A 26,502-nucleotide genomic window follows, 5' to 3' on the forward strand; every position below is an offset into this window, starting at 1 on the left:
GACGCCGGTCCCCGGTTCCCGATTCCCGGTTGCCGATCCCCGGTCAGGACAGCAGGGCGCTGCGGTACTGCATGATCCGGTAGTTCGTCGGGTCGTACCACTGGCTGACGACGATGTGGAAGTTGCCGAACGTGGAGCCGGGGACGACGAACCCGCCGTACGGGGCGGCGACCAGGTTGCCGACCTCCTGGCCCGGGGCGCCGGGGAGGATCATGGTCTGCTCCAGTGTCCTGGTCAGGTCCGAGGTCGGGAGCGGGAAGACCATCGCCCTGATCGACAGCGGGTCCGTGTTCAGCCAGGTGAGGACGTACTTGCCGTCCATGGCGCGGAAGCACAGCTCGCCCCACTTACGGGTACCGAAGACGGTCGTCGGGCGCGCGCCCCACCGCCAGCCGCCGTCGTAGCCCCACGGCTCGTAGGCGTCCGGCTCGCCGAGGCGGTCCTGCCGCACCCGGTGCAGCAGCATGCCCGACGGCACGTCGCGGTTGAAGACCGTGGACAGGACGTAGCAGTAGCCGTCGCCGGCCACGGCGTAGGTCTTCTGCTGGAACTGTCCGCCGTGCAGGTCCCCCGGCCACTGGCAGAGGTACTCCCAGGTCCGGCCGTTGTCGGTGGAGCGCCAGAAGTCGGTGTGGTGGGTGTCGTAGATGACGCCGCGCATGAGGTGCATGTACATCACCCCGTCGACGACGAAGGCGTCGGACGGGATCGCCGTGGTGTGCGCGGTGTCGCCGACCGGGTTGTGCGGCTCCTCGACCAGGCTGATGCCGTGGGCGCCGCGGACGACGTCGTCGATGCGGAGGTTGCCGAGGTCCGCGCTGCTGGAACGCAGGCCGACCGGGGCGTTCCAGTCGGGCGCGCCCACCTCTGCGCCGCCGAAGGTGTCGCCGCAGACGAAGAGCATGCTGCCGGCGGGGCAGCGGACGGGGATGCCCAGGTCCGTCCACGGGGCCCCGAACTGCCCGGTCTCGGCCGGGCCGCTGAGGTTCTTCACCTTGACCGTGATCGTCGGGCTGGTGGGGTCGTACGGGCCGTTGGCGACGGCCGCCGGGGCGCCCGCACCGATGGCTCCCGCCCCCACCGCGACCCCGAGGCCGATCCTCAGGAGCTCGCGGCGGGAGGGGCCGCCGGTGGCCGCTCCGTGTTCGTCCGATGCATGTGTCACAGTGCCGATGGCCCTTCCGGAGAGCCGCGTTCCCGCGGCTGCGAACGGACCGCGGACATCCGGGTGGTGACGGTGACGGTCCGTCACCGACCCTAGGGCGCGGGGCGCTCGCCGCATCGGTCGGTGGACGGACCTTCACCCGAACTGAGTAGACCGGGGGCGGTGCGCCTCCGAGTTGCCCCCGGTGTGCCCTAGACCAGCTTGGACAGGGCGAGGGCGAGCCCGCTCGCGGCCGCCGCCTCGGCCGGGGAGTTGACCTCGTCGTCCGGGCTCCGGTCCTTGACCACCGCGATGGAGTAGAGGTGTCCGGAGGAGACGAAGTACACCTCGGGTCGGAAGCCGTCCTTGCGCTCGACCAGGTAGGCCTCCTCGCCGACGCCCGGGAGCGGGGTGAGCTTGTAGTCCGGGTTGGTCCTCAGTCCGGCGAGGACGGTGGGGGAGGTCTCCCGGATGTGGACGTAGGACTGCGGGGAGCCCCAGGTGCAGCCCCAGACCTCCTTGCCGTCCACCTTGTCGGGGTGGGTGCCCCTGAACGGGCCGGCGGTGCCGACGGCGGCGACGACCTGCGGGGAGGTGAGGAGGGTGCAGGCGTCCGCGGGGCGCTTGGTGGTGCCGGCCGGGGTGGTGGCGGCCGTGGGAGTCGGTGCCGGCGTGGCCGAGGGCGGTGCGGCGGGGGTGGTGGCCACCGGGCTGTTCGGGGTGCCGGGGGCCGTGCCGGTGGCGGGCGCCGCGGCGGTGCCGACGCTGCTCGGCGGGGCGGAGGCCGAGGTGGATCCGCCGCCCGAGGACGAGCAGCCGGCCACCGCGACGGCCGCGAGGGCCAGCGCGGGCAGCCAGGTGTACCGGCGGCCGGCCGAGATCGGTGTCCTGCGGTCCATGGAACCCCCTCCGATGGTCGTCCACCGGTGCGGCGGACTGCGTGGTGGCAGGATCCTACGGCCGGGAAGGGGCTGATATTTCCCGTTCCGGCTACGGGAGTTGGACAACCCGGTCACGGGCGCCGGGGCAACCCGGTCACGGGCGCGGAGCCGGCGCCTCCGGAGGCCGGAACGGCGGTCCGGGGCACGGGGGTGGTACGCGAACGTGCGGCCGGGCTCCCGGCGGCGCCCTCGGCCGACCGACTGACCAGGCCGGATGCGGAACCCCTCCATACCAGTGCGGTCGGGTCGCTGTCGAGGACCGGAGGGCGTCTTCCCCGGACGGGTGACGTTCTGGTGAAAGTGGTCATGCCAGGAACGGCGGCCCGGCATCCTGAGCCCGTGATCAGGCGGATCCCGGGACGGGGCGGGTCGCGCGACCAGTGGGACACCTGAGGGACGGAGGCCCTGACAATGAGCACCAACCTGCCGGAGACCGTGGTCGAGGCCCCGGCCGCGCTGCCCGCGCCGCCGAGAGTCGTCGACGACCTCGCCCGCGACCTCACCCATGCGGCAGCCGCGGTCCGGGCCGCGTCCCGGGGCGGCCGGAGCGGGGGGGACCTCGCGGTGGCCGCGTACACCGCGGTGGTGTGCACCGGGCGGTCGGCGGCCCGCGCCCTGGAGGAGGCCGCCGCCTGGTGCCGACAGGCACCCGAGGCCGAGGTGCACTCGCTGGCCTGGGCGCGCGTCCCCGGCCATCGTGACGACGTCTTCGAGTACCGGGTCACCCTCGCCGTCAGCTTCCCCGACCGGGAGACCGGCGAGCACTCCGGGGACACCCACCACGCCCGGCGCTGACACCGGGGAAGTCCTCGTCGGAGGGCCGATCGGCGGGGGCCGGGTGTGCTGGGAACGGCCGATCGGCGGGGACTGCGCCGGTCGGACCGTCGTTAGACTCACCCCATGAACACTGGGGGAACGAACGACCCGGCGCCGGAGGCCCGGGGGCTGACGACCGAGGACCGCGATCCGGAGCCGGAGGAGCGCGAACTGTCGACCGGCCTGGCCGTGCTGGTCACCGTCCTCGCCGCGGTCTGTGGCGCGCTGGTGCTGCTGCTCGTCCTGCACGGGCTGGGGTGGACGGCTCCCGGCCTCGGCTGGCTGGTCGCCGAGGGCGCCGTGAAGATCGGCGTCGGCGGCACGGTCGGACTGGTCGCCGCCCTCGGCTGGCTCCGGGCCCGCCGCGCGGAGCGGCGGACGGCCGACGCTGCCTGAGGCGCCCGGGCCGGACGCTGCCTGAGGCGCCCGGGCCGACCCTGGGATCGGCCCGGGCGCGGGAACTCAGTCCTGCGCGGCCGTCGCGCACTCGGGGTGGCCCCAACCGCCGCCCACCTTGGTGATCTTGTCCCCCTTGGCGTAGGGCCGCGAGCACGGGCAGGTGCCGGGGAAGCGCGCGGACAGCGTCGGAGCGCCGCCCGAGGACCGGCGTTTCGCCGCGGCCGGGGAGGCGGTACCAGCGCTCCGGGCTCCGCTCCGGGCCGCGCCGCCGCGCGAGGCTCCCCCGCGGGCGGGGCTGCTCGCGGCAGGGTCCGGCACGGGGAGGTCGGCGGCCGTCCCGCCGGCGGCCTCCTGGGTGCGGGCGGCGTCACTGGCGGCCTTGTCGGCGACGGCGTTGAGGGGGTCGCCGTCCACCTGGTGGGCGGGCACATAGACGAAGGTGACGTCCCGCCCGTCCAGCAGCTCGTCGATCCGCTGGATCAGCTCCTGGTTGGCGACCGGCTTGCCCGCGGCGGTCTTCCAGCCGTTGCGCTTCCAGCCCTTCAGCCACTTGGTGACCGAATCACGGGTGTAGGTGCTGTCCAGCCGGACCTCCAGCGGCACGGCGGCGTCCGTGGCGGCCAGCAGCCGCTCCAGCGCGGTGAGTTCGCCCACGTTGTTGGTGCTGTGACCCAGCGGTCCGGCCTGCCAGCGCTGCGGCACCCCGGCGCTGTCCGCCACCACGTAGGCCCAGGCCGCCGGGCCCGGGTTTCCCTTGGCCGCCCCGTCACAGGCGGCAATGATTCGGTCGTTCATACGGCGATCATGCCAGGACGGGAGGTGTCCCCCGGACCACGGCGGGCCGCGTGGGCTACGGCGCCCGCCGCGAGGGCACTCCGGTCCCGTCGGCCGCCGCGGCGTCCGGTGCGGCGTCCGGTGCGGCGTGCGGAGTGCCGCTCGGCGCGGCGTCCGGAGCGGCGTCCAGGCGGTCCGCGAGCGTGTTCCACGGGCGGCAGTCGACCACCGGGAGGCCGTTCCGGCGGGCCTCGTCGGCGAGCCAGTGCGAGTACCGGGCGCCTACCTCGGCGCGCCCGGTCCGGTCGCCGCCCGCCGGTTCGCGCGCCGCGTAGTTGGCGGCGATCCGCTCCGCGTCGCCGTCGTGCAGGAACACCGCCCGGACGTCCCGGCCCGTCGCCCGCCCGAGGGCGACCGCCCGGGCGCAGACGGCGGGGGTGAGGTAGTCGCCCTCGATCACGGCCGGGACGGGGACGGTCAGCCGGTTGCGCACCACGCCCAGCGCGGCCGGTTCCAGCGCCTCGGCGGTGGCGATCTGGAGCTCCAGCACGCGTTCGGGCGGCCAGGTGTCCTCCGGCCGCTCGGGCGCGGTCGGACCGTCGAAATGGTGCAGCGCCGGGTGCTGTTCGGCGGTGGTGAGCTCCTGGAGGGCGGCGACCACGTCGTCGAACTCCACGACGAAGGCGCCCGTCGCCCCGGCGATCCGGGCGGCCGCCGCACTCTTCCCGACGCCGGAGGCGCCACCGAGCAGTACGAGTTCCCAGGTCCGTTTCGGCATCCGATGACACTATCGTGCGGGATCCGGCCGGATCATCCGGATTTCCCCGCCCGCCCGCCGGTCCACCGCTTCACCGGTCCGTCACGCCCGGGCGGTGAGCACGGGCTGGTAGTAGCCGCTGGACTCCGGGCTGTGCCAGGTGATGTCGGTGAATCCGGCCCCGGCCACGAACTCCGTCAACTGCGAGCGCGTCAGCGCCCAGTAGGTGGTCCTGCGGATCCGGACGTCCCAGGTGCCCTTCGCGGGGACGAGCTGGAAGTGTTCCAGGTCGTAGCGCTCACCGTCCTCGTGCCACTGCCAGAGCTGGAAGGTGACCACCTTCCCGTCGTTCGTCTCCGAGACCTGCGGAGGCGTCGCGGCGGGTCTGGCCCGCCGCGCCTCGTCGTAGTCCCGGACGGTGACCATCAGCAGCCCGTCGTCCCGGAGGACCCGCCTCATACCGAGGAGCGCCGCCCCGAGGTCCTCGCCGGAGAGCAGGTGCGGCAGCGAGTTGTCCGCGCAGACGACCGCGTCGAAGGCCCCGTCCGCGAACGGCAGTCGGCGCATGTCCGCCGCGGCGGTCGGAAGCCGGCCGCCCCTGGCCGCCGCCTCGGCCGAGGCCCGTGCGGCGGCGGCCGGACTGAGGTCACTGCCGACGACCCGATGCCCGGCCGAGGCCAGGCCGATCGCCTGGGTGCCGATCCCGCACGAGCAGTCCAGCACCCGCTGCGCCCCGGGCCCAAGACCTTGGCGGACCAACTCGCCCAGCACCTCGGCCTGATGCGCCACACTCGCGTCCCAGTCCCGGAACATCAGGTGGTAGTCGCGGGCCAACTCGTCGTAGAAATCCCGCACGGAGAACTCGGACATTTACCCACCCTTTGGTCGTCAAGGTGATGAAGCTCGTTGAGCGCGGCTCCGCCCGCCTGCTCCAGCGGTGCCTGGTGGCCCTGTCGCGAATGTGTTCAGCGGCTACGCCTGTCGCCGCACTTCAGCCTTGGCCCCTACTTCGAGGAGTTCGCAGACCGTGGCTTCGGCCAGGTCCTCCGAAACGTCTTCGAGGATGGTCGCCGGAAGACGATCCAGGAGGGACCGGCTCTGCCACAGGCTCAGCCCGGTCCGCCGACGAAGCACCTTCACGACCTCGATCACCTGGGGTCCGAAGTCGGTCAGAACCACTGCGGTGGGCACGTTGTCGCAGATCAGCACGAAGTACTCGTCCGCCAAGGTGCCTCCTCGGTCCAAGGGTTGGACAGCAGCTTAGAACGGACGTCCGATGATTCGCGGGCATTTTGTCGGCGGTGGATGCGAGAACGCTTGTCCCGTCTCCGACGGTCCGGTCGGCTCGTCGATGTCGACTCCGGGCAGATCCAAGTCGGCCCGCTCGACGACATCCGGACTGTTGACCACCTCGACCTCAGCAAAGGTCTCCATGACCTCCCGGACCGACCGCGCGTGGGCCCACCACTCTCAAGATCCTCTTCCGCTCTGCCCGACGTCTCGATGGATATGGTCGCCGCAGGTCACAGGACTACCCACGGACCGGCTCATCCGAGACGGGAAAGGGCAGCGGCCAGCGCCGGAACGTCGACCGGGCCGGTGGTGTCCACGCGGTGGACGATTCCCAGTCCGAGCGGCTCGCCACTGCGGGACCACAACTCCCAGTCCCCGCCGAAGCCGCCGAGGCGTTCGGGGTGCACCGGGTGCCGTTCGGCCATGCGCTCGGCGAACCGGCGGCGGGCCACGTTCAGCGGTACCTCGCACCAGACCTCACGCACTTCCGCCACGCCCGCGCGTAGAAGGCCGGCCTTCACGATCGGTCGCAGGTGGGCCAACCAGGGGCTCTCCAGAACGGCCCCGCCCCGCGCGTCGCCGAGCAGCGTCCACAGGGTCTCGCCGGCGGCAACGCCCAGGATCCGGCTCCACTCGTGGTCGGGACACTCCGGCGTCCGAAGGCCCGCCAGCGTGTCCGCCAGGGTTTCCTTGATCGCGTCCTTGCTGAAGAGCGGAAGGCCCATCTCGGCAGCCAGGGCTCGCGCGAGCGTGGTCTTCCCCGCTCCGGGAAGTCCGTTGACCAGCACTGTGACCATCCGACGACCCTATCGTCGGACACCTGGCCGGGCCGGGCCGGGCCGGGCTTGGCCGGGGCCGGTGATCCCAGTCGCCGGGTGGGGCGGTTCCTCAGGGGTGAGGGTGTCCGGCCTGGGGCGGCTCGGGGTGGTCGAGGCGCTGCTGCCAGGTCGTGAGCAGGAGCTCCAGGGCGGAGGCCTCCTCGGGGGTGAGGACGCTCAGCAGGCGGTGCTCGTTGCGCATGTGGGCCGTGAACGCCTCGTCGAAGAGCCGTCGGCCGGCCTCGGTGAGGGCCACCACCCGGCCCCGGCCGTCGGTCTCGCTGCGGCGGCGGGTGACCAGGCCCGCCCGTTCCAGTCGGTCGACCCGCTTGGTCATGGCGCCGGTGGTGACCATGGTGTGGGCGGCGAGCTCCCCGGGGGCCCGCTCGAACGGCGCGCCCGCCCGGCGGAGTGCGGCGAGGACGTCGAACTCGCCCTCGCCGAGGCCGTAGCGGCCGTAGACCAGGCAGAGCTCCTCGGTCAGCCGGCCGGACAGGCGGTGCAGGCGTCCGATCACCGCCTGCGGGGAGACGTCGAGGTCGGGCCGTTCCCGGCGCCACTCGGCCTGGATGGTCGCCACATGGTCGGGGGGCGCGGTGTCGGTTGCTGCGGTGGCAGTGGTCGCGGGGGTGGTTGCCGTGGGGTTGGCAGGGCCGGTGGGGGTGGCGGGGCCGGTGGGGGTGGGTGCCATGGCTCCACCCTAGCGCAGTAGCTTCTGTGGAAGGTATATTGTCTTCCATGGAAGCCAGTTTTCGGTGGGTGCTGCTGACCGCCGTCGCGCCGGTGGCGTGGGGCGCGAACTACTACGTCACCCGCGAGTTCCTCCCGGCGGACCGCCCGCTCTGGGGAGCCGCCCTGCGGGCCCTGCCCGCCGGACTGCTGCTGCTCGCGCTGCGCCCGCGCCGACCGCGAGGGGCCTGGTGGTGGCGGACGGCCGTCCTCGGACTGCTCAACACGGCGGGATTCTTCGTCCTGCTCTACATCGCCTCGCAGTCCCTGGCCACCAGCGTCGCCTCCACCGTGATGGCGGCCTCGCCGCTCGCGATGCTGCTCCTGGCCTGGGTGCTGACCGCCGCCCGCCCCGCCCGGGCGCACCTGCTCGGCGCCCTGGCCGGCCTGGCCGGTGTCGCGCTGATGCTGCTGACCAGGAGCGAACCGGTCAGCCTGCCGGGCCTGGCCGCCTCGGCGGCGGCGATGCTGGTCTCCTCGCTCGGCTACGTCCTGGCCACCCGGTGGCGCGAGGGGGCGGACGTCCTCGCCACCACCGGCTGGCAGCTGCTGGCGGGCGGACTGGTCCTGCTGCCCCTGGCCTCGGTGTTCGAGGGCGGGCCCGCGGTGCCCGCCGGGCGGGAGCTGGCGGCCTTCGGCTATGTCGCGGTGGTGGCGACCGCGCTGGCCTTCGCCGCCTGGTTCACGGGCCTGCGCCGGCTGCCGGCGGGCACGGTCGGGCTGCTGGGGCTGCTCAACCCGCTGACCGGTGTGCTGCTCGGCACGGTGGTGGCGGGCGAACGGCTCGGCCCGCCGCAGTTCGCCGGACTGCTGCTGGTGCTGGCGGGGGTCGCGCTCGGCCGCCCGCGTGGCGGTGCGGGGGGTGGCTCGGGGGGTGCTCCGGAGGGTGTTGTGGAGGGTGTTTCGGAGGGCCGCCCGGGGGGTGGCCCGCTCGGGCGTGTCGCGGCGGCGGGTGTGGCCGGAGGGGGAGGGGGCGGCGCCGGTGACGGTGGTGGCAGTGGTGGCAGGAGTGTTCGGGATGCTCCCGAGTGACGTCGGTGCTTGCGCGAACTTCCCTGCGTTCACCAGAAGTTGGCCACCTGGTGCGGATCGGACCGGTAGGAATGGGAGCGCCCGACCCGGCCGGGGCGGGTGGAGGGGACGGGGCGCGAGGGGCTGGACGGACCGTGCCCGGGCGCCGCGGGGGAGCCCCCTCCGGTTTTCCCGTCTTCTGCGAGCAAGGGACCCGATGCGTTCGTTCACCAAGACCCTGCCCGTCCTGCTGGCCGGCGTGGCGCTCACCGTAGCCGCGCTGGCGTCCCCCAGCGGGGCCGACGCGGCGACCGCCGAAAGACCCCACGGTCTGGAGGTCGCCGTTCCGGCCTACGTCCTGCCCGGCGAGCCCATGCTGACCGCTGCGGCGAGCGCCCGCCCGGCACCGTCGATCGTCGTCCTCAACCCGTCCAACGGCTACGCCCCCTTCGACGCGGCCTGGCAGGCGCAGGCCGACGCGCTGCGCGCCGGGGTCACCGCGCACGGCACCGCCACCCGGGTGCTGGGCTACGTCGACACGGGCCACGGCTCGCTCCCGCCGTCCGCCGTGCGCGCGGTCGTCGACAACTACCTCAGGACGGCCGACCACCGGCTGCACGTCGACGGCATCTTCTTCGACCAGACCGGGCGCGACTGCGGCCCGGGCAACACCGCCCGCGACTACTACGCGGACCTGCGCCGCTACGTCCAGGAGACCGTCTACGCCGTCGCCCCGCAGGTCCAGGACCTGGTGGTGAACAACCCCGGCACCGCCGTCGCCGACTGCTACCTCGAACCCGGCCACCGCACGGCCGACATCTTCGTGACCTTCGAGGGCGACTACGACGACTACACCGGCGCCTGGTTGGGCGGCAACGTCTTCAACGCCACGGCGGGCTACTACTCCGGCGCGGCCCTCGACGCCAGCGGCACGGCCTTCTGGCACCTGGTGTACGACACCCCGGACCGCGCCGCGATGCGCACCGCCCTCGACGCCGCCTTCACCCGGGGCGCCGGCTACGTCTACGCCACGGACGACGCGCTGCTGGTGCCCTGGGACGACGCCCCGGGCTGGGGCTTCGCCGCCGAGACCGCGTACGCGGCCGCGAAGGGCTGACGGGCGCCGGTCGGCCGGCCCGGTCGAGGCTGCTTCGGTCGGTCGCCGGTCCGGCCGGTCCGGCCGTTCCCGCAGGGGTATTCGTGCCCCTGCGGGAACGGCCGGGTACGGCGTGGAGGGGCGACGTGGGGGCGGCGTGGAGGCGTGGAGGGGTGGAGCGGAGCGCGGTCGGGCCTCAGTACTCCCGGTCCCGACGGGCGGCGGTGACGGTCCAGGAGATCGTGATCACGACCGCGAGTGCCAGCAGGACGGCGCCGAAGCCGATCGCCGTCCAGCCGCCGCTGGTCAGACCGTCCAACTGCTCCTGGTAGGTCGTGTCGTGAGGCTCCGGCATGCCGTCACCGAAGGAGCCCTTCACCTGGACGTGGCAGACGTCGCCGGGTGACATGGGCCGGCCGTAGCAGGTCGGCTCCGCACTGTTCAGCTTGTCGACGCCCATGAGGACCAGGCCGACGCCGGCGATCAGCAGGACGAGTGGGATCAACATCTGGAGAGCCTCCCCGGATTCCGCCGACTCCGCCGACCCTGCCGTCTCTGTCGTCTCCGCGCAGCTGCGGCGGGCGGCCGGTGCGTACGCACACGCGCTTCGACGCGCGGGAGGCGTGGGGCGGTTCCGTTCGGGGGCGGTTCTGTTCGGAAGCGGTTCTGTTCGGCTGGTTCCGTTCGGGTGGCTCCGTTCGGGGACGCGGCTGCGACGGGTGCGGGGTCTCAGTGCAGGGGGACGGCGTAGACGGGTTCCGGTCCGAAGGCCGTGAAGCCGGTCCTGCGCAGGATCGGGCCGGACGTGGTGCTGTTGGCCTTGACCAGGGCCATCGTCGCGCCGTGCGTCGCCGCGTAGGAGAGCCGGGCTGCGAGCACCGCCCGGTAGACGCCCCGGCCCCGCCAGGGCGGTGCGACCACGCCGCCCGTCAGCCGTGCGACCCCGTCCACGATCGAGACGCCGCCGCAACCGGCCGGTTCACCGTCCACGTAGGCGACGACCGTGCCGCCCTCGCCGGCCGGAAGGGCCTTGGCGACCTTCGCCGCGGTCGCTTCGATCCGCTCCTCGGGCGGGAGCGCGCCGCCGAACCCGGTGACCTCGACCGCCGCCGCGTCCCGGGCCGTCGCGAGGTCCGTCGCCCAGCGGAGCGACACGTCCACCGTCGGGGGCCGCAGCGGGGGCGCGCCCCCGCTCAGGTCCGAGGCCAGGAGCTCCAGGCCGAGCTTCACCCGCCCGCCCCGTGCCGCGAGTTCGGCGGCCAGACCGGCCGGGGAGCCGACCAGCACCTGCCAGTCCAGGATCGGCGGCCCGAAGGCGCGGGCCCGGTCGAGGACGGCGTCGACGGCTGCGGGGAGCGGTCCGGTCGGGGTGAAGGAGACCACCGAGAGGTCGAAGGCGACATGCTCGGGCAGTCGCAGGATCGTGTACTCGGCGGTTTCGACCACCTCGGCGTCGTCCGGCTTCCACACCCAGGCCGCACCGGCGGCGGCGACGTCGGTCGTTGAAAGACTCATGCGGCGGAGCCTAGGTGTCCCGATCGGTGTGTACGCGGTGCTGTTGCGAAATCAGGACCCGGCTGTCACAGGGTCGGTGCCTTCTCGGCCGGCGTGAGGGCGAACCGGGAAAACCACGTGACCCGGGGGCGTTCCGGTCCCTACACTCGGCCTCCAGAGACGCACCGCCGTGGTTCCGGTGGCGGTGCGCGCCGTGATGAGCAGAGGGAGGACCGGTCGTGCGACACCGCACCGCTGCCGTCGTCCCCTCGTCCCGGTACGAGGTGATCCTGGTGTCCTCGTCCCTCCGGTGCCCGCTGCGCGGCCGGCACCGGATCCGCGCGACGCACCGCTGACCTCGGGTCACCCCTTCGGTCGTCCGCCGCCTTCCGGCTCTTCTGCCTTCCTGTCTCCTCCTGCCCGTCCGAGTGCCTTGGGCCCTGTGTGTCCTGGGTTCCGTGTGTTCGGGTGCCCGACCGCCCGCATGCCCGTATTGATCGGGGTGGTGTGGTGGTGGTGCGGTGGTGCGGCGGGTTCGTAGGTGGAGCGGACGGGGTGGGGCCGGCCGGGCCGGGCGCGTCGTCGCCGCAATCGCGCTGCCCCAGCACCTCGTTCCACCTCGAAAGGCACCGGGCCATGCGCACCGACGTCCGCCGTACGCACAACGCCGTCACCACCACCAGCACTTCCGCTGCTGCAGCCGCCGTCCTGGCCGGCATCACCACCGTCCGCAACCTTGGCATCCTGGCCCACGTGGACGCGGGCAAGACCACCGTCACCGAGCGGATCCTCTTCCTGGCCGGCGAGACCCACAAGCGCGGCGAGGTCCATGACGGGACCACCGTCACCGATTGCCACCCGCAGGAGCGCGAACGCGGCATCACCATCTTCGCCGCCGCCGTCAGCTGCCTCTGGGACGGCCATCGGATCAACCTCATCGACACCCCCGGGCACGTCGACTTCGCCGACGAGGTCGAACGCTCGCTGCGGGTGCTGGACGGGGCGGTCGCGGTGTTCGACGCCGTCGCCGGGGTGGAGCCGCAGAGCGAGAGCGTCTGGCGCCAGGCCGACCGGCACGGCGTGCCCCGGATCGCCTTCGTCAACAAGATGGACCGGGCCGGCGCCGATCTGGACGCGGCCGTCGCCTCCATCCGGGAACGGCTGCACCCGGTCCCGCTCGCCGTCCAACTGCCCGTCGGGCGGGAGGGCGACTTCACCGGCGTCGTCGACCTGCTGACGATGCGTGCCCTGACCTGGGACGACGGACCGGGTCGGGACGGCCTGCGGGAGGGGCCGGTACCGGAGGAGCTCCGGGCCGAGGCCGAGCACCGGCGCCGACGGCTGGACGAGGCCGTGGCCGGGCTCCATCCGGTCGCACTGGAGGAGTACTACGAGCACGCGGCACTCTCCACGGCGACCCTGGCCGCCGCGCTCCGGGACCTCACCCACAGCGGTGAGGCCGTGGTCGTGCTGTGCGGATCGGCCTACCGCAACCGAGGTGTCGAACCGCTGCTGGCCGCCGTCACGGCCTACCTGCCCTCACCGCTGGACGTCCCCGCGGTGCGCGGATCCGCCGTGGGTGCGGCGGGCTCCGGTGGTGCGGCGCGCTCCGGTGGTGCAGCGGGCGCGGCGGGTGCGGAGGGCGCCGAGGGTGCCGAGCTGGAGCGGGCCGCCGATCCCGCCGGGCCGCTCACCGGGCTGGTGTTCAAGGTGAACGTCACCGCCTCCGGCCGTCTGACCTATCTGCGCCTCTACACCGGAACACTGCGAAAGGGGGACACCGTGCTGGACGCCACGACCGGCCGTACCGAACGGATCGCCCGGATCCTGCGGGTGCAGGCCGACAGCCACACCGAGACGGACTCGGCGGTCGCCGGGGACATCGTCGCGGTGATCGGGGTCAAGGCCGCGCGCACGGGCGCCACGCTCTGCGCGCCCGGCGCGCCGCTCGTCCTCGAACCACCCGTCACCGCCGAGCCGGTGGTGACGGTAGCGGTCGAGGCGCGGCGCTCGGTCGACACCGACCGGCTGGCGGTCGCGCTGGCCCGGCTCGCGGAGGAGGATCCGTCGCTGGTCGTCCGCACCGATCCGGAGACCGGGCAGCGAGTGCTCTCGGGCCTGGGCGAACTGCACCTGGAGGTGGCGGTGGAGAAGATCCGCCGTGACCACAACGGTCTGGAGGTGACCGTCGGTCGCCCGCAGGTCGCCCACCGGGAGACGGTCGAACGCGGCGTCACCGGCCACGTCCACCGTCATGTCAAGCAGGACGGCGGCGCCGGCCAGTTCGCCCAGGTCGTGATCGACGTGGCGCCGCTGGACGGACCGGTCGGCGCGCAGGAGGGCGGGGGCTTCGTGTTCGCGTCCACCGTGACCGGCGGGCGGGTGCCGAAGGAGTACGTCCAGGCGGTCGAGGCCGGCTGCCGGGACGCACTCGCCGAGGGCCCGCTGGGCGGCCACCCGGTCACCGGCCTGAGGGTCACCCTGACCGACGGGGCCACCCACAGCAAGGACTCCTCGGACCTCGCCTTCCGCACCGCCGGGCGGACGGCGCTGCGGGACGCGCTGCGCGCCTGCCGGATGGTGCTGCTGGAACCGGTCGTCGAGGTGACGGTGACCGTGCCGCAGGAGGCGGTGGGCGGGGTCCTCGGTGATCTCGCCGCGCGCCGGGGCCGGGTCCAGGGCTCGGACCCGCACGGCGCGGTGGCGGCGGTGACGGCGGTCGTGCCGCTGGCCGAGCTGTTCGGCTACGCGACCGCGCTGCGCAGCCGCACCCAGGGCCGGGGCACGTTCACCACCCGCCCGGCCGGGTACGCCCCGGCACCGGCTGCCGCCCGGTAGCCGGTAGCCGGTCGTCGGTAGGCGGCTCGGTGGGCTGGCTGGCCGCCGGACCCTCCTCGGGGCGGGTCCGGCGGCACCGCCGGCGGAGTGGCGTGCGGGTGGTGGCGTGCGGGTGTTCGCGGGCCGGGGGTGGCGGGCCGGGGGTGGCGGATCGGTTGGGGCCGGCCGGTCCGTTCGGCGGTTCTCCGCCCGGGAAGGGTGGGGAACCGCCTCTGACCTGCGCGTCCCTCCTCGGTGGCGGCAGATCGAGCGGTTAGCGTGGCCGGGCGGCCGAGGTCGGCCGCCCGGCGTCGTGGGGCGCCGTCGGCACCACCAGGGACGGCAGGCATGCAGTTCGACGATCAGGGCGACCTCGACACCTCGCAGGTCGACGACCGGCGCCGCGTCCCCGGCGGGAAGGTCGCCGTCGGGGGCGGTGCGGCCGGTCTGATCGCCGTCCTGATCGCGGTGCTCTTCGGTGTCGACCCGAGCGTCCTCGGGCTTTCCGACGGCGCGGGAGACACGGGTGCCGGGTCCGGCCGGGGCACGACGGCGGGTGAGGTGCAACAGGTCTGCCGGACCGGTGCCGACGCCAACAGCCGCCAGGACTGCCGGATCGTCGCTGTCACCAACAGTCTCCAGGACTACTGGGGCGGACAGCTGCCCCGGTCCGGTGTGGCCTACCGCCCCGCCGAGACGGTCCTGTTCACCGGACGGGTGTCCACCGGCTGCGGCGCGGCGAGCTCGGCGGTCGGCCCGTTCTACTGCCTGGCCGACCGGCGGGCCTACTTCGACCTCGGCTTCTTCGACGAGCTGGCCACCCGCTTCGGGGCCTCCGGCGGCCCGTTCGCCGAGGCCTACGTCGTCGCGCACGAGTACGGGCACCACATCCAGAACCTGACCGGCACCATGCAGAAGGTCGGCCGCGACCGGCAGGGTGCCAACAGCGCCTCGGTGAAGCTCGAACTCCAGGCGGACTGCTACGCCGGTGTCTGGGCGAACCATGCCACCACCACCCCGCAGGCCTCCACCGGGCGGCCGCTGATCCGCACCCTGACCGATCAGGACATCGCCCAGGGCCTGGACGCGGCGGCGGCCGTCGGCGACGACCGGATCCAGAAGCAGTCGACCGGCCGGATCGACCCGGACAGCTGGACCCACGGTTCCTCGGACCAGCGCAAGGCCTGGTTCACCGCCGGCTACCGCTTCGGCGACCCGGCCCGTTGCGACACCTTCGCGACGCCGAGCTGACCCGTGCCCCGGCCGTGCACTCCTGGCATTGCGTTCCCAGTTGTGCACTCCCGGTGGCGCGTTCCCGGTGGTGCGTCCCGCCCCGGGCGACCCTGTCATCTGTCAGGGACCGCTGCGGGCGGTGGCTTCCTACGCTGCTGAACACCGGCCGAATCCGAGCCGGACCGGCAACTGGAAGAGAACCACTATGCGCAAGATCATGCACACCTTCGCCGCGCTCGCCCTCGCGGCGGCCGCCGTCACCACGATGGGGAGCTCCGGCGCCCAGGCGGCCGACGGTTCCTGGGACGGGTGTCCGTACGGGGCGGTCTGCATCTACCCCCAGGACTCCGACACCAGCCGGCCGCCGACCGATGTCTTCTACAGCTACGGCCCCCACAACCTCCGCAACCAGTACGGCTGGCACTGGGTGCTCAACAACCAGTCCGGCGGGGCCCACGCCCACCTGTGCACCGGCTCCAACGGTGGCGGCTGCGGCTACGACATCGCCGCCCAGGCCGGCGTTTACGCCGACCTCGGCCCGATCAACTCCATCACCCTGGACCGCCCCTGAGTCCCTGAGCTCCTGACCTCCTGAGCCTCTGAATCGGCGGGCCGCTGCCCGCACCGGCTCTGCGCGCCGTCGCCGGGTCCTCCGGGGGGAGATCCGGCGACGGCGGTCGCGATCGGGGTCGCCGTCAGCGGCGCCCTGGCGGCGGGGTCGGGACGCGCCGGGTGGTCAGCTGTACCATCCGTGCTCGATCTGCTGCTGCTTGCCGAAGGTGAACAGGTCGATCCGGTACGGGCCCCAGGAGACGGCACCCACGGTCGGAAGGCCGACGCCCCCGAGGTCGTCCCACTGGTCCCAGCCGGTGGAGTCGTAGGAGAGTTGCCAGATGTGGTTGTCGGCGATCGGGGCGAAGACGTCCAGGCGCCCGATCCCCCGGGAGGAGATCGCCGGCCTGCCGTCGGTCCGCGCGGAGAGGGTCTCCCAACCGGCCCAGGCCCCGTTGCTGTACCAGTTGTGGCGCAGTCGGCCGTCGGTGGCGCGGCCGACGACGTCGATGCGGCCGGGGCCCCAGGAGACGGCTGCCGGGGAGCTGACGGCCTCGGTGCCGATGCTTCCCCACTGCGTCCAGGCGCCGTTGCTGTACGAGCGGTGGAGCAGGGACCCGCCATTGGTGATGAAGAGGTCGACCTTGCCGAGGCCCTGGGAGGAGACGGCCGGGTTCACCGTCGTCAGGCCTTCGCTGAGGTCCTCCCAGGCGTACCAGGTGCCGTTGTCGTACCAGCGGTGAACCACGTGGAAGCTGCTGGCATCGGCGCCGACGACGTCGATGCGGCCCGGCCCCCAGGAGACGGCGGACACGTTGCCGGTCAGGTTGCCGCCGAGCGGTTCCCAGGGATTCCAGGTGCCGTTGTCGTACCAGCGGTGCCAGAGGGCGTTGTCCCCGCCGACGACGAACAGGTCGAGTCGGCCGGCAGCCCAGGAGGACACGGTCGGGGCACTGAGTGCGTAGCCGCCGAGGTCCTGCCAGCCGGACCAGCCGGCGGCGAGGGTGGGATTGGTCGCGGGGTCGAGATTGTTGGTCGGTGCGGGTGCGGGTGCGGGTGCGGGTGCGGGTGCGGTGGCGGCGGGCGCGGCTGAGGCCGCGGCCGGAGCGAGTGCCGCTGTGCCGAGCAGTGCGAGTACGGCCGCGAGGAGTACGGACAGTGGACGTCGTTGCATCTTTCCAAGCCCCCCTTGGACGATGGACAAGTACCTTTTCGATCAGAGCAGTTGGTGATGTCGGTACAAACTAGCAGGGGGCTGGGGGGAGGGCCGGGAGAGCGTCAGGACGTGGTGACGGTGGGGCAGGTGAGGTCGCCGGCGGGGGTCACGCCGGTCAGGAGGTAGGACTCGACGGCGTTGCGTACGCAGGGGTTGGGGCCGGGGTACTGGCCGTGGTCGCCGTTGTCGGCGACGGTCACCAGGCGGGATCCGCGCAGGGCCCGGTGGGCGGAGAGGGCGGCTTCGTAGTACGTCGCGGGGTCGTGCACCGAGTTGAGCATCAGGGTGGGCGGCAGGCCCGCGCCGGTGACCCGGACCCGGGGCGCGGTCGCGGTCGGGGGCGGGGTCGGCCAGGAGGCGCAGACGGCGGCGAAGGCGAGGGTGCGGGCCCCGACCAGCGGCCAGCGGGCGGCGTTCTCGGCACCCCGGGCGGCCCAGAGGGAGAGGTCGTGGGTCCAGGGGGTGTCGCCGCAGGTGACGGCGAAGAATTCGGCCAGGAACTCCGGGCTGAGGTAGTCGCCGAAGACCCTCCGGGCCGTGGTGCGGGCGGCCGGGTCGGCGGCCGGCCAGTCGTCGAGCGCGGTCAGCGCGGTGGCCAGCAGGGTGAAGCCGTTGTTCTCGCGGTAGATGCCCTGGATGGTGCCGTTGTCCAACTGGTTCGGCCCGAGGGTGAGTTGGCCGTCGACGATCGGGTGCTCGCGCAGCGCGGCACGGCGGGCCTCCCAGCGGGCCTTCACCTCGGCGGGGGTCGTGCCGTAGTGGTAGGTGGCGTCGCGGGCGGCGAGCCACGGCAGGAAGTCCTCCTCGAAGCGCCGCTGGAAGCTCATCGGCTGGCCCAGCTGGAACCGCTCCCAGGTGCCGTCGAAACCGATGTTGCTGTCCAGCACCATCCGCTCGATCCGGTGCGGGAAGAGCGTCGCGTAGTAGGCGCCGATCATCGTGGCGTAGGACGGCCCGTAGTAGCTGATCCGGCGCTCGCCGAGGAGGGCGCGCAGCAGGTCGATGTCCCGGGCGGTCTGTTCGGTGGTCAGGAAGGGCAGCAGGCCGCCGCTGCGCTGCTCGCAGCCGGCGGCGAGGGCGGCCGAGTTGGCGATCACGCGGGCGCGGTCGGCCGGCGTGTCGTCGCGGAAGTCCCCGGCGAAGAAGGTGCGGAACTCCTCGGGGGTCTGGCAGACGGCCCGGGTGCTGCGGCCGACGCCGCGCTGGTCGAAACCGATGATGTCGTAGGAGGCGCCGAGGGCGGGTGCGTTGCGCACGTGGTCGGCCGGGCGGAGCAGCCCCTGGCCGCCGGGGCCGCCCGCGGCCGTGATCAGGGTGCCGATCCGCCGGGCCGGATCGGTCGCGCGGTGCCGGGAGACCGCGACGGTGATGTCCGGTCCGCGGCCCGGATGGTGCCAGTCCCTGGGCGCGGTCATGGTGGCGCACTCCAGCGCGGCCTCCTCCGCGCAGGTCTGCCAGGTGAGTTGCTGGTGGGAGTAGCGGGCGGGGGCGGCCGCCGCGGTGGGCGCCGCGACGGCACCGGTGGTGCCGGTCGTGGAGGCGAGGGCGAGGAGGGCGAGCAGTGCGGCGGTGCGCCCACCGGGCGTGGTGCGGCGGTCGCGGCGGGTGGAGGCGCCGGTGGTGGGGGTGCTGGTGGTGGGGGTGCTGGCGGTACGGATCTGGTCTCGTGTGGTCATGGCACGATCCTGACGGTTCGATCGATCGTGGTCGATCAGGCCCGCACCCGTCTTTGCGGTGGTGCCTGCACCACCCCGACCCGGTTGCCCGGTACAGCCGAACATCCACCAGGGTGACCGGCCCGTCGGGTAGTTGACGAGACGCCGTGCCACTCCGCCCGAAACGTACCGCCATGTCGGTGACGGGGTGTTTCGGGCAGAGAGGGCGGGGGGAGGCAAGCCGGTGGGCGGCACTCAGTAGCCGGCGGTGAAGCGGGCGCGGCGGTGGGCGGGCCGCTCGGCCTCGTCGAGGAGGGCGACGGCGAGGTCCTCCATGGAGATGGTCGAGTTGCCGTCGGCGTCGACGAGGAGTTCGTCGCGGCCGAGCCGGAAGAGTCCGGTGCGCTCGCCCGGCGCGAGGAGGGCGGAGGGGCTGAGGTAGGTCCAGTCGACCTCGGTCTCGGCGAGGTAGAGGGAGAGCTGCTCGCCGCAGGCGTTGGCGATGGGCAGCAGGGCGGCGGGGAAGTCCGGGGAGTCGGCGAGGGTGACGCCGTCGCCACCGGGCAGGGTGAGGCTTCCGGCGCCGCCGACGACCAGCAGTCGGACGCCGGCGCCGGCCAGTCCGGAGAGCAGACCCTTGGTGGCGACGGCCAGTTCGTCCTCCCGCCCGGGGGCCGGGCGGGTGGCCGTGACCAGCAGGTCCTGGCCGGCGGCGAGGCGGCGGACGTCCTCGGGGTCGCGGGCGTCCCCGGTGGCGATCCGGACGGCGGCGGGGAACGGGTGCGGGCGGTGCGGGTCGCGCAGCACGGCGGTGACCTGGTGGCCGCGGGCGACGGCCTCGGCCACGACCCGGCTGCCGACGTTGCCGGTCGCGCCGAAGACGGTGATGTTCATGGGTGATTCTCCTTGGGACGGGTCGGGCGGATCGGAAACCGGGAGAAGGGAAGGAGGTGGGGCGGCCGCCCGGTCAGGCGGACTGGTGGGTGCGGCCGTTGGCCGGTCGACCGCTGTGGTCGGAGGGTACGCCGAGGGGCGGGCCGGTCACCGTCCCGGACGGGGTGCGCGGACGCTGGGTCTGGGCGGCAACGAGGGAGCCGAGCACGATCAGCGCGCCGATGGCCTGGACGGGCGAGAGGTCCTGGTCGAGGACGAGCCAGCCGAGGGCGGTGGCGACCACGGGGCTGAGCAGCCCGAGGAAGGTGACCGAGGTCGGAGGGAGGGCACGGATGCCGCGGAACCAGAGCGCGTACGCGACGGCCGCGCCGATGAGGCTCAGGTAGCCGTAGCCGAGCAGGTTGGCGCCGGTGAGGTGGGACGGGGGCGGTCCCTCGACCAGGAAGGCGACCGGGAGCAGCAGTAGGCCGCCGGCGGTGAGCTGCCATCCGGTGGTGGCGAGCAGTGGTGCCGGTGACGTCCAGCGCTTGGAGAGGACGACACCGGTCGCCATGACCACCGCGCCGCCCAGTGCGGCCGCGATGCCGAGGGCGTCCAACTGGGCGCCGGCCCGCAGGACCAGCAGGCTGACGCCGGCCACCCCGGCTATGCCGGAGAGGAGGGTGCGGGGAGAGAGCCGGTCGCCGAGCAGGGCGGCCGAGAGACCGGCGGCGATCAGCGGTTGCACGGCGCCGACGGTGGCGGCGACCCCGCCGGGAAGGCGGTAGGCGGCGACGAAGAGGAGGGCGAAGAAGGCGCCGATGTTCAGGGCGCCGAGGACGAGCGAGCGCCACCACCAACTCCCGCTCGGGAGGCGGCGGGTGAGGGCGATCAGCAGCAGTCCGGCGGGCAGGGCGCGGAGTACGCCGGCGAGCAGCGGGCGTCCCGGCGGCAGCAGTTCGGTGGTGACGAGGTAGGTGGAGCCCCAGATGGCTGGGGCCACGGCAGTCAGCAGCACAACGGCGAGTCGATTCCTTAGCACTAAGCCAATATATCTCAGCGCTAAGGAATCTCCGCAAGGTCCGCCCGGGCGAAGGGTGCTGTGAGGTATCTCACCGCTAAGGCATCGTTTAGGGTGGAGGCATGGCAGAGCGCGTGGATCATGTGGACCGGATCGTGCAGCAGTGGGGTGCCGAGCGCCCCGACCTGGATGTCTCGCCGATGGAGGTGATCGGCCGCCTCAAGCGGCTGTCCCGACTGGTCGACGCCGAGCTGAAGGAGACCTTCGCCCGGCACGACCTCGACTTCGCCTCCTTCGACGTGCTCGCCACCCTGCGCCGCAGCGGTCCGCCGTACCGGCTCACGCCGACCCTGCTGATGCAGTCCGCGATGGTCACCTCCGGGGCGATCAGCCAGCGCCTCGACCGGCTGGAGGCGCGCGGCCTGGTCACCCGCACCCCCAGCGGCTCCGACGGCCGGAGCCGCGAGGTCGAGCTCACCGAGGAGGGGTACGCCCTGATCGACCGTGCCCTGCCGGACCACCTGGCGACCGAGCGCCGCATCCTGGGCGACCTCGACGAGCCGAGGACCGCCGCCTTCGTCGCGGCCCTGCGCACCCTCCTCGGCACCCTCGGGGACGACCCGGAGTGACCGCACCGCCCCGCCGACGGCCGGTCACGGGTTGACCGCCACCGCCTTGAAGAACGTGTAGTGGAAGGACCCGTCCGGCTCGGCCGTGCGACGCAGCTCGGCGACGCCGCGGTCGAAGCCCTCGGCCGTGTCGAGGCCGGCCGCGAGCGCGTCGGCGCGGACCGCCTCGACCATCGCGACGAAGGTGCGCCGGGTGAACCCCTCGGCCAGGTCGGGCCGGCCGCCGTCCGCGTACACCGTGCGCGGGGCGACCGAGACGTCCCGGAACCCGGCCCCGGCGAGCAGCGGGTACAGCCGCCGCCCGACCAGGCTGTCCCCGCCGCCGTCCGCCTGGAGCCGGACCAGATGGCCGACGACCCGCTCCGAGGCCTCGCCGCGGGGGTGGAAGAACGCCGAGCCGTGGTCGCCCTCGATCACCGTGACGGTGCCGCCCGGGCGCAGGACCCGGCGCAGCGCCGTCAGCGCCGCCGCCGGGTCGGCGAGGTGTTCCAGTACGAAGCAGACGAAGAGATGGTCGAACGAACCGTCGGGGAAGGGGAGCCGGTGCAGATCACCGCGGTGCCAGGAGACCTGGGCCTCCGGCAGCTGTTCCGCGACCCGCGCCCGGGCCCGGGCCAGCGAGTCGGCGGAGATGTCGGCGGCGGTCAGCAGCAGACCCGGGCTGGCCTCCAGCAGGTGCACCGTCTGGGCGCCGACCCCGCATCCGGCCTCCAGGACCCGGCTGCCGGGCGGGTACACCGTACCGGCGTGCAGCAGGTCGGCGAGGGTGTCGGCCTGGTCGCCCAGGCGGCGGGCCTCGGCGGGGGAGTAGCCGTGTACGTAAGCCTGGTCGGGGTGGGACGGGGAAGGGGCCGAGATGGAAGTGGCGGAGGGGGTGGCGGATGAGGCGGTGGTCGTCATGCCTTCACCCTCCCGGCACAATGGACCGGTGCACAGGTCCAATGATCATCCGATCGACAGGTCCAGAACGGCGGGCGCGGACTTCCTCCAGCTCGACCCCGGGCAGGCCCCCGCCGGTGGACTCGCGGACTGGCTGGCGCGGCGGCTCCGGGAGGCGATCGGTGACGGCCGGCTCCCCGTCGGCAGCCGGCTGCCCGCCACCCGGGTGCTCGCCGCCGACCTGCGGGTCTCGCGCGGTGTGGTGACCGACGCCTACCGCCGCCTCGGCGAGGAGGGGCGGATCGCGGGCCTGGGGCGGGGCGGCACCGTCGTGGTCGACCAGTTCGCCCCGGGGACCGTTTCCCCGTCCTCGCCCCTCTCCCCGCCCCTCTCCTTGCCCCCGCCCCCGTCGACCGCCGCTCAACCGCCACCTGCTCAACCGCCACCCGCCCGGTCGACGGCGGCCCGCCCCGGCGGCACCCGCCCCGGACCCGCCCACCCCCGACCCGCCCACTCCCGAACCGCCCGCGGCACCAGCCCCGCGCCCGCCTCGCTGTTCGACGGCGCACCCGCCACGACCGTCTTCGACTCCCTCCGCACCGCCTCCGCCCGGATCGACCTCACCCCCGGCGTCCCCGACCTCGCCGCCTTCCCCCGCGCCGCCTGGCTGCGCGCCGAACGCGCCGTCCTGCGCGACCTCGCGGCACCGGACTTCGGCTACGGCGACCCTCGCGGCACCCCCGCCCTGCGCCGCGCCGTCGCGGACTGGCTGGCCCGCAACCGCGGCATCCGCGCCGACCCCGAGGAGGTCCTCGTCGTCGCCGGGGCGGCCCAGGCGCTCGCCCTCGTCGGCGAGGTGCTCCGGGCGGACGGCCTCGACGTGGTCGCCGTCGAGGACCCGGGCTCCCTCGGCACCCGCCAGCACCTCGGCCACCGGATCACCGCCACCCCGCCCGTCCCCGTCGACGCCGAGGGCATCCGGGTGGACTCGCTGCGCGCCGTCGGCGCGCGGGCCGTACTGCTGACGCCCGCCCACCAGTTCCCGACCGGCGTGGTCCTCGGCGGTGCCCGACGGCGCGAGCTGCTCCAATGGGCGGCCGAGGGCGGGCTCGTGATCGAGGACGACTACGACGCCGAACACCGCTACGACCGACCGCCCGTGCCCGCCCTGCGCGGCGTCCTCCCCGAGCAGGTCCTCTACCTGGGCAGCGTCTCCAAGCTGCTCGCCCCCGCGCTGCGCACCGGGTGGGTGCTCGCCCCGACCCGCTACCGGGACGCCCTGGTCGACGCCAAACGGCTCAGCGACCTCGGCAACGCCGCACTCCCGCAGCTGGTCCTCGCCCATCTGATGGAATCGGGCGCCCTGGAGCGCCACCTCCGACTGCAGCGCACCCGCCACCGGCGCCGACGCGACGCCACGACCGCCGCCGTCGCCGCCCATCTGCCCGGCGCCTCGGTCCACGGCGCGGCGGCCGGGCTGCACCTGATGCTCACCTTCCCGGACGGTCTGCCCTGCACCGACACCGAGCTCGCGGCGGCGGCGCTGGCCCACGGGGTGAAGGTGCACCCGTTGTCCTGGCACGCCCGGCTGTCGCACCCGCCGGGGCTGGTCCTCGGGTACGCGGCGGGCACACCGGGCGAGATCGAGGAGGGCATCGCCGTCCTCGGACGGCTGCTCCAGGAGGCGGGACCACCGCTCCCGGGGTGAGGCTGCTGCTGTTACGCCGTCCGGTCGCGGTGTCCGCGGCACCGGCGGCGTGTCCGCGGTCGAACCCGTCGACTCCCGCACGCCGATCGACGATCCTGGCCGTTCCGGGGCCGGATCGCCCGACCGGCCCGGACCCCGACCGACCGAGGGAGGCCGGATGCCCACGCCCCGCCGCGGACGCCCCATGCCACGCCCGTCCCACCGCAGCACCCGTCGGACGCCCCGTCGGCCGGTCCGCTTCGCGCTCCTGGCGCTGCTGCTGGCGGCGGTGGGACCGGCGACCGCGCTCGGCCCGGTCGTGCCCCTTGCCCTGCAGGCGCCGCCCGACGGGCCCGCCGGGCCCGTCGACCCAGGAGCGGGCCCGGGCACAGGCGCGGGCGCCGGAACCCGCACCGCCACCGACAGCGACACCGCCACCGGGGCCGGCGCCGTCGGGGCGAATCCGGTGACCCCGACCCCCACCGGGAGGACCAGCACCGTGCCCACCACCGTTCCCGCCGCCGCCTCGCTCCGGCTCGCCGGCCGTCGGATCGTCTACTCCTACCCCGGCGACACCCCTCCGCCCGAACTGCTCGACACCATCCGGGCGGGCCGCGCCGCCGGCGTCATCCTGTTCAAGGAGAACGCCCCGTCGCCCGAGCAACTCCGGGTGGCGGTGGAGCTGTTGAAAAACGCGGCGCAGGAATCGCCCTCCGGCGCACCGCTGTTGCTGATGACCGACCAGGAGGGCGGGAAGGTCCGGCGGCTGCCCGGGGCGCCCGTCCACTCGGCCCGGCAGACCGGCGCGGCCGCCGACCCGGCCGGGGACGCGGCCCGGTCCGGCGCGGGAGCGGCCGGCACCCTGGCCGACGCGGGTCTGAACGTCAACCTCGCGCCCGTGCTCGACGTCTTCGACGCACCGGACAACTTCATCGACCACTTCGAACGCTCGTACAGCGGAAAGCCCGAGGTGGTCGCCGAGTTGGGCACCGCCTTCCTCGCCGCCCAGCAGCAGTCGGGGGTGGCCGCCACCGCCAAGCACTTCCCCGGTCTCGGCGCCGCGGCCCGTGAGGAGAACACCGACGAGCGCCCGGTCGTCCTGCCGGTCCCGCTGGAGGAGCTCAGGGCGCGGGGGGAGGAGCCCTACCGTGCTGCCATCGCCGCCGGGGTCCGGCTGGTGATGGCCTCCTGGGCGGTCTATCCGGCCCTCGACGCCGACCGCCCGGCCGGACTGTCGAGCCTCGTCGTCCAGGGTGAACTGCGCCGGCGCCTCGGGTTCCGCGGGGTCACCGTCACCGACGCCCTGGAGGCCGGTGCTCTCGCCGCCTTCGGGGACACCGGGGACCGGGCGGTCGCCGCGGCCGGGGCGGGCATGGACCTCCTGCTGTGCTCCGCCCGCGACATCCAGCAGGGCGACGCCGCCGCCGAGGCCCTCGCCGCCGCCCTCGACAGCGGGCGTCTGGACGCCGGGGAGTTCAGGAGCGCCGTCGGCCGGGTCGACAGCCTCCGTACCTCCTTCAACCGGTCCTGAGCCCGCACGCCCCGGCACCCGCACACCCGCACGCCCCGACACCCGCGCCTCCGGCACCCGCTATCCGCTACCCGGCGCACGCCCGATGCCCACCCGCCCCCTGCCGCCCCTGCCCGCCCGCGCCCACCCGGGGTGGCGCGGGTGGCGAGGGTGGCGAGGGGGTGGCGCGAAAGGGAGTGAGGGTGGCGCGAAGAGGGTGCACAGCTGACCAACACGCGCCGATCCTTAGCGGAAACGAGCGGACACGGAGGGTCATCCGGATGGCAGGCTTGCCGCCGTGACTGTGCACCCTCTCGTACACGAGATCGCCGACGCCTACCTGACCCTGGTCGACGCCGCCGCACCCGGGCTGGTCGAGGGCCTCTACGTGGTCGGTTCGGCCGCACTGGGGGACTTCCACCCGGCGCGGAGCGACATCGACTTCGTGGCCGTGTCCGCCGATCCGGTGACGGCGGCGCAGCTCGCGGGGCTGGAGCGCGCGCACGCCCGGCTGGCGGCCCGCTATCCGCGCCCCGCGTTCGACGGCCCCTATCTGACCTGGCACGAACTCGCGGGCCCGCCCGCGCAGGCGGCGCCGGGACCGCAGGTGTTCGGGGGGACGGTCCGGCACCGGGTGAGAACCGACCGCACGCCGGTGCTCTGGCACACCCTGGCGCGGCACGGCGTCACGCTCTGTGGTCCACGGGCGCAGGAGCTGATGATCGACACCGGCCCGGGGGAGCTCGCGGTGTGGACGGCCGAAAGTCTGGAGGAGTACTGGCGTCCGTGGCGGCGGCGCGCGTCGCGGCTGGCCTCGCGGTCGGGGCTGGCCCTGCTGAACGGGGCGGGCCCGGCCCACGGGGTGCTCGGGGTGAGCCGCGCGCACTACACGCTGGCCACCGGGCGGATCGCCTCGAAGCGCGGGGCCGGGGAGTACGCCCGGGCGGTGTTCGACGAGCGGTGGTACCGGATCGTGGACGAGTGCCTGCGGATCCGGGACGGCGGGCGGCGCCGCTCCCGCTATCCGAACCCGTTCACCCGGCGGGCCGACGCGCTCGCGTTCATGGACATGGCGATCGAGAGTGCCCAGCGGCTGAGTGCCGGCCGATTGCCGTTGGGCGAGTAGCGATTCAAGCCAGCGGAGGCTGAGAATCACGC

General features: G+C 73.9%; 26 protein-coding genes. 11 read left to right on the plus strand and 15 right to left on the minus strand.

What is annotated here, in order from left to right:
- Window positions 1–43: 43 nt before the first annotated feature.
- The gene (locus tag OG715_RS37835) at window positions 44–1,165 is read right to left on the minus strand and encodes a DUF4185 domain-containing protein (protein ID WP_266272728.1); all 1,122 of its coding nucleotides are present in this window, start codon (window positions 1,163–1,165) and stop codon (window positions 44–46) included.
- A 191-nt stretch (window positions 1,166–1,356) separates the two neighbouring features.
- The gene (locus tag OG715_RS37840; RefSeq protein WP_266272727.1) at window positions 1,357–2,043 is read right to left on the minus strand and encodes a hypothetical protein; all 687 of its coding nucleotides are present in this window, start codon (window positions 2,041–2,043) and stop codon (window positions 1,357–1,359) included.
- Between the two features lie 453 nt (window positions 2,044–2,496).
- Between OG715_RS37840 and OG715_RS37845 the strand changes: the two genes are divergently transcribed.
- Window positions 2,497–2,880 carry a hypothetical protein gene (locus OG715_RS37845; RefSeq protein ID WP_266272726.1) on the plus strand — a complete coding sequence of 128 codons (384 nt, stop codon included), beginning with the start codon at window positions 2,497–2,499 and terminating at the stop codon, window positions 2,878–2,880.
- Between the two features lie 105 nt (window positions 2,881–2,985).
- The gene (locus OG715_RS37850; RefSeq protein WP_266272725.1) at window positions 2,986–3,297 is read left to right on the plus strand and encodes a hypothetical protein; all 312 of its coding nucleotides are present in this window, start codon (window positions 2,986–2,988) and stop codon (window positions 3,295–3,297) included.
- 66 nt (window positions 3,298–3,363) lie between these two features.
- Here OG715_RS37850 and OG715_RS37855 read toward each other — a convergent pair whose 3' ends face one another.
- From OG715_RS37855 to OG715_RS37880, 6 genes are all read right to left on the minus strand, one after another.
- On the minus strand, window positions 3,364–4,095 hold the full coding sequence (locus OG715_RS37855) for a ribonuclease H family protein (protein ID WP_266272724.1): 732 nt from the start codon (window positions 4,093–4,095) through the stop codon (window positions 3,364–3,366).
- Window positions 4,096–4,150: 55 nt separating this feature from the next.
- Entirely contained in the window at window positions 4,151–4,852 is a 702-nt protein-coding gene (locus OG715_RS37860; protein ID WP_266272723.1) for an AAA family ATPase, read from the minus strand.
- An 81-nt stretch (window positions 4,853–4,933) separates the two neighbouring features.
- Window positions 4,934–5,701: a class I SAM-dependent methyltransferase gene (locus tag OG715_RS37865; protein WP_266272721.1), complete on the minus strand. Its 768-nt coding sequence runs from the start codon at window positions 5,699–5,701 to the stop codon at window positions 4,934–4,936.
- A gap of 102 nt (window positions 5,702–5,803) precedes the next feature.
- Window positions 5,804–6,058 carry a ribosomal protein L7/L12 gene (locus tag OG715_RS37870; protein ID WP_266272720.1) on the minus strand — a complete coding sequence of 85 codons (255 nt, stop codon included), beginning with the start codon at window positions 6,056–6,058 and terminating at the stop codon, window positions 5,804–5,806.
- Window positions 6,059–6,378: 320 nt separating this feature from the next.
- Window positions 6,379–6,921, minus strand: coding sequence for an AAA family ATPase (locus OG715_RS37875; protein WP_266272719.1), 543 nt, complete (start codon window positions 6,919–6,921; stop codon window positions 6,379–6,381).
- Window positions 6,922–7,012: 91 nt separating this feature from the next.
- Entirely contained in the window at window positions 7,013–7,633 is a 621-nt protein-coding gene (locus OG715_RS37880; RefSeq protein WP_266272718.1) for a MarR family winged helix-turn-helix transcriptional regulator, read from the minus strand.
- Between the two features lie 47 nt (window positions 7,634–7,680).
- Here OG715_RS37880 and OG715_RS37885 point away from each other — a divergent pair, with 47 nt between their 5' ends.
- Window positions 7,681–8,703 carry an EamA family transporter gene (locus tag OG715_RS37885; protein WP_266272717.1) on the plus strand — a complete coding sequence of 341 codons (1,023 nt, stop codon included), beginning with the start codon at window positions 7,681–7,683 and terminating at the stop codon, window positions 8,701–8,703.
- A gap of 196 nt (window positions 8,704–8,899) precedes the next feature.
- Entirely contained in the window at window positions 8,900–9,799 is a 900-nt protein-coding gene (locus OG715_RS37890) for a spherulation-specific family 4 protein (protein ID WP_266272716.1), read from the plus strand.
- A gap of 175 nt (window positions 9,800–9,974) precedes the next feature.
- Here the strand turns inward: OG715_RS37890 and OG715_RS37895 are convergent, their stop codons facing one another.
- On the minus strand, window positions 9,975–10,286 hold the full coding sequence (locus tag OG715_RS37895; RefSeq protein WP_266272715.1) for a hypothetical protein: 312 nt from the start codon (window positions 10,284–10,286) through the stop codon (window positions 9,975–9,977).
- Between the two features lie 221 nt (window positions 10,287–10,507).
- Complete coding sequence (locus OG715_RS37900) at window positions 10,508–11,293, minus strand: GNAT family N-acetyltransferase (protein ID WP_266272714.1); 786 nt, start codon at window positions 11,291–11,293, stop codon at window positions 10,508–10,510.
- 615 nt (window positions 11,294–11,908) lie between these two features.
- Between OG715_RS37900 and OG715_RS37905 the strand changes: the two genes are divergently transcribed.
- The 3 genes from OG715_RS37905 (at window position 11,909) to OG715_RS37915 (ending at window position 15,893) form a co-directional block, all read left to right on the plus strand.
- Window positions 11,909–14,110 carry an elongation factor G gene (locus OG715_RS37905; RefSeq protein WP_266272712.1) on the plus strand — a complete coding sequence of 734 codons (2,202 nt, stop codon included), beginning with the start codon at window positions 11,909–11,911 and terminating at the stop codon, window positions 14,108–14,110.
- Window positions 14,111–14,437: 327 nt separating this feature from the next.
- Window positions 14,438–15,340, plus strand: coding sequence for a KPN_02809 family neutral zinc metallopeptidase (ypfJ, locus tag OG715_RS37910; RefSeq protein WP_266272711.1), 903 nt, complete (start codon window positions 14,438–14,440; stop codon window positions 15,338–15,340).
- Window positions 15,341–15,527: 187 nt separating this feature from the next.
- The gene (locus OG715_RS37915) at window positions 15,528–15,893 is read left to right on the plus strand and encodes a hypothetical protein (protein WP_266272710.1); all 366 of its coding nucleotides are present in this window, start codon (window positions 15,528–15,530) and stop codon (window positions 15,891–15,893) included.
- A gap of 165 nt (window positions 15,894–16,058) precedes the next feature.
- On the opposite strand, the gene OG715_RS37920 is transcribed toward OG715_RS37915, so the two are convergent.
- From OG715_RS37920 to OG715_RS37935, 4 genes are all read right to left on the minus strand, one after another.
- On the minus strand, window positions 16,059–17,048 hold the full coding sequence (locus tag OG715_RS37920; protein WP_266272709.1) for a hypothetical protein: 990 nt from the start codon (window positions 17,046–17,048) through the stop codon (window positions 16,059–16,061).
- A 104-nt stretch (window positions 17,049–17,152) separates the two neighbouring features.
- Window positions 17,153–18,766 (minus strand): alpha/beta hydrolase, encoded by a 1,614-nt coding sequence (locus tag OG715_RS37925; RefSeq protein WP_266272708.1) that lies wholly within the window; start codon window positions 18,764–18,766, stop codon window positions 17,153–17,155.
- Between the two features lie 234 nt (window positions 18,767–19,000).
- Window positions 19,001–19,639, minus strand: coding sequence for an NAD(P)-dependent oxidoreductase (locus OG715_RS37930; RefSeq protein ID WP_266272707.1), 639 nt, complete (start codon window positions 19,637–19,639; stop codon window positions 19,001–19,003).
- Between the two features lie 73 nt (window positions 19,640–19,712).
- Complete coding sequence (locus OG715_RS37935) at window positions 19,713–20,660, minus strand: EamA family transporter (protein WP_266272706.1); 948 nt, start codon at window positions 20,658–20,660, stop codon at window positions 19,713–19,715.
- Window positions 20,661–20,761: 101 nt separating this feature from the next.
- On the opposite strand from OG715_RS37935, the gene OG715_RS37940 reads away from it, so the two are divergent.
- Window positions 20,762–21,268: a MarR family winged helix-turn-helix transcriptional regulator gene (locus tag OG715_RS37940; protein ID WP_266272705.1), complete on the plus strand. Its 507-nt coding sequence runs from the start codon at window positions 20,762–20,764 to the stop codon at window positions 21,266–21,268.
- 24 nt (window positions 21,269–21,292) lie between these two features.
- Here the strand turns inward: OG715_RS37940 and OG715_RS37945 are convergent, their stop codons facing one another.
- Window positions 21,293–22,168: a methyltransferase domain-containing protein gene (locus tag OG715_RS37945; protein WP_266272704.1), complete on the minus strand. Its 876-nt coding sequence runs from the start codon at window positions 22,166–22,168 to the stop codon at window positions 21,293–21,295.
- 28 nt (window positions 22,169–22,196) lie between these two features.
- Here OG715_RS37945 and pdxR point away from each other — a divergent pair, with 28 nt between their 5' ends.
- From pdxR to OG715_RS37960, 3 genes are all read left to right on the plus strand, one after another.
- Window positions 22,197–23,855: a MocR-like pyridoxine biosynthesis transcription factor PdxR gene (gene pdxR, locus OG715_RS37950; protein WP_266272703.1), complete on the plus strand. Its 1,659-nt coding sequence runs from the start codon at window positions 22,197–22,199 to the stop codon at window positions 23,853–23,855.
- Between the two features lie 184 nt (window positions 23,856–24,039).
- Complete coding sequence (locus tag OG715_RS37955) at window positions 24,040–25,365, plus strand: glycoside hydrolase family 3 N-terminal domain-containing protein (RefSeq protein WP_266272701.1); 1,326 nt, start codon at window positions 24,040–24,042, stop codon at window positions 25,363–25,365.
- Window positions 25,366–25,642: 277 nt separating this feature from the next.
- The gene (locus OG715_RS37960; RefSeq protein ID WP_266272700.1) at window positions 25,643–26,470 is read left to right on the plus strand and encodes a nucleotidyltransferase domain-containing protein; all 828 of its coding nucleotides are present in this window, start codon (window positions 25,643–25,645) and stop codon (window positions 26,468–26,470) included.
- The last annotated feature ends 32 nt before the right edge of the window (window positions 26,471–26,502 follow it).

The organism is Kitasatospora purpeofusca, assembly GCF_036010405.1.
GTDB lineage: Bacteria > Actinomycetota > Actinomycetes > Streptomycetales > Streptomycetaceae > Kitasatospora > Kitasatospora purpeofusca.

What these genes read in the sequence shown, in the direction of transcription:
- OG715_RS37945 (WP_266272704.1), bottom strand. Translation starts at nt 22,168, where the DNA reads ATGACGACCACCGCCTCATCCGCCACCCCCTCCGCCACTTCCATCTCG.
- OG715_RS37880 (WP_266272718.1), bottom strand. Translation starts at nt 7,633, where the DNA reads ATGGCACCCACCCCCACCGGCCCCGCCACCCCCACCGGCCCTGCCAAC.
- OG715_RS37875 (WP_266272719.1), bottom strand. Translation starts at nt 6,921, where the DNA reads ATGGTCACAGTGCTGGTCAACGGACTTCCCGGAGCGGGGAAGACCACG.
- OG715_RS37895 (WP_266272715.1), bottom strand. Translation starts at nt 10,286, where the DNA reads ATGTTGATCCCACTCGTCCTGCTGATCGCCGGCGTCGGCCTGGTCCTC.
- OG715_RS37930 (WP_266272707.1), bottom strand. Translation starts at nt 19,639, where the DNA reads ATGAACATCACCGTCTTCGGCGCGACCGGCAACGTCGGCAGCCGGGTC.
- OG715_RS37855 (WP_266272724.1), bottom strand. Translation starts at nt 4,095, where the DNA reads ATGAACGACCGAATCATTGCCGCCTGTGACGGGGCGGCCAAGGGAAAC.
- OG715_RS37845 (WP_266272726.1), top strand. Translation starts at nt 2,497, where the DNA reads ATGAGCACCAACCTGCCGGAGACCGTGGTCGAGGCCCCGGCCGCGCTG.
- OG715_RS37885 (WP_266272717.1), top strand. Translation starts at nt 7,681, where the DNA reads ATGGAAGCCAGTTTTCGGTGGGTGCTGCTGACCGCCGTCGCGCCGGTG.
- OG715_RS37940 (WP_266272705.1), top strand. Translation starts at nt 20,762, where the DNA reads ATGGCAGAGCGCGTGGATCATGTGGACCGGATCGTGCAGCAGTGGGGT.
- OG715_RS37850 (WP_266272725.1), top strand. Translation starts at nt 2,986, where the DNA reads ATGAACACTGGGGGAACGAACGACCCGGCGCCGGAGGCCCGGGGGCTG.
- OG715_RS37915 (WP_266272710.1), top strand. Translation starts at nt 15,528, where the DNA reads ATGCGCAAGATCATGCACACCTTCGCCGCGCTCGCCCTCGCGGCGGCC.
- ypfJ (WP_266272711.1), top strand. Translation starts at nt 14,438, where the DNA reads ATGCAGTTCGACGATCAGGGCGACCTCGACACCTCGCAGGTCGACGAC.
- OG715_RS37890 (WP_266272716.1), top strand. Translation starts at nt 8,900, where the DNA reads ATGCGTTCGTTCACCAAGACCCTGCCCGTCCTGCTGGCCGGCGTGGCG.
- OG715_RS37905 (WP_266272712.1), top strand. Translation starts at nt 11,909, where the DNA reads ATGCGCACCGACGTCCGCCGTACGCACAACGCCGTCACCACCACCAGC.
- OG715_RS37860 (WP_266272723.1), bottom strand. Translation starts at nt 4,852, where the DNA reads ATGCCGAAACGGACCTGGGAACTCGTACTGCTCGGTGGCGCCTCCGGC.
- OG715_RS37955 (WP_266272701.1), top strand. Translation starts at nt 24,040, where the DNA reads ATGCCACGCCCGTCCCACCGCAGCACCCGTCGGACGCCCCGTCGGCCG.
- OG715_RS37900 (WP_266272714.1), bottom strand. Translation starts at nt 11,293, where the DNA reads ATGAGTCTTTCAACGACCGACGTCGCCGCCGCCGGTGCGGCCTGGGTG.
- OG715_RS37925 (WP_266272708.1), bottom strand. Translation starts at nt 18,766, where the DNA reads ATGACCACACGAGACCAGATCCGTACCGCCAGCACCCCCACCACCAGC.
- OG715_RS37840 (WP_266272727.1), bottom strand. Translation starts at nt 2,043, where the DNA reads ATGGACCGCAGGACACCGATCTCGGCCGGCCGCCGGTACACCTGGCTG.
- OG715_RS37920 (WP_266272709.1), bottom strand. Translation starts at nt 17,048, where the DNA reads ATGCAACGACGTCCACTGTCCGTACTCCTCGCGGCCGTACTCGCACTG.
- OG715_RS37865 (WP_266272721.1), bottom strand. Translation starts at nt 5,701, where the DNA reads ATGTCCGAGTTCTCCGTGCGGGATTTCTACGACGAGTTGGCCCGCGAC.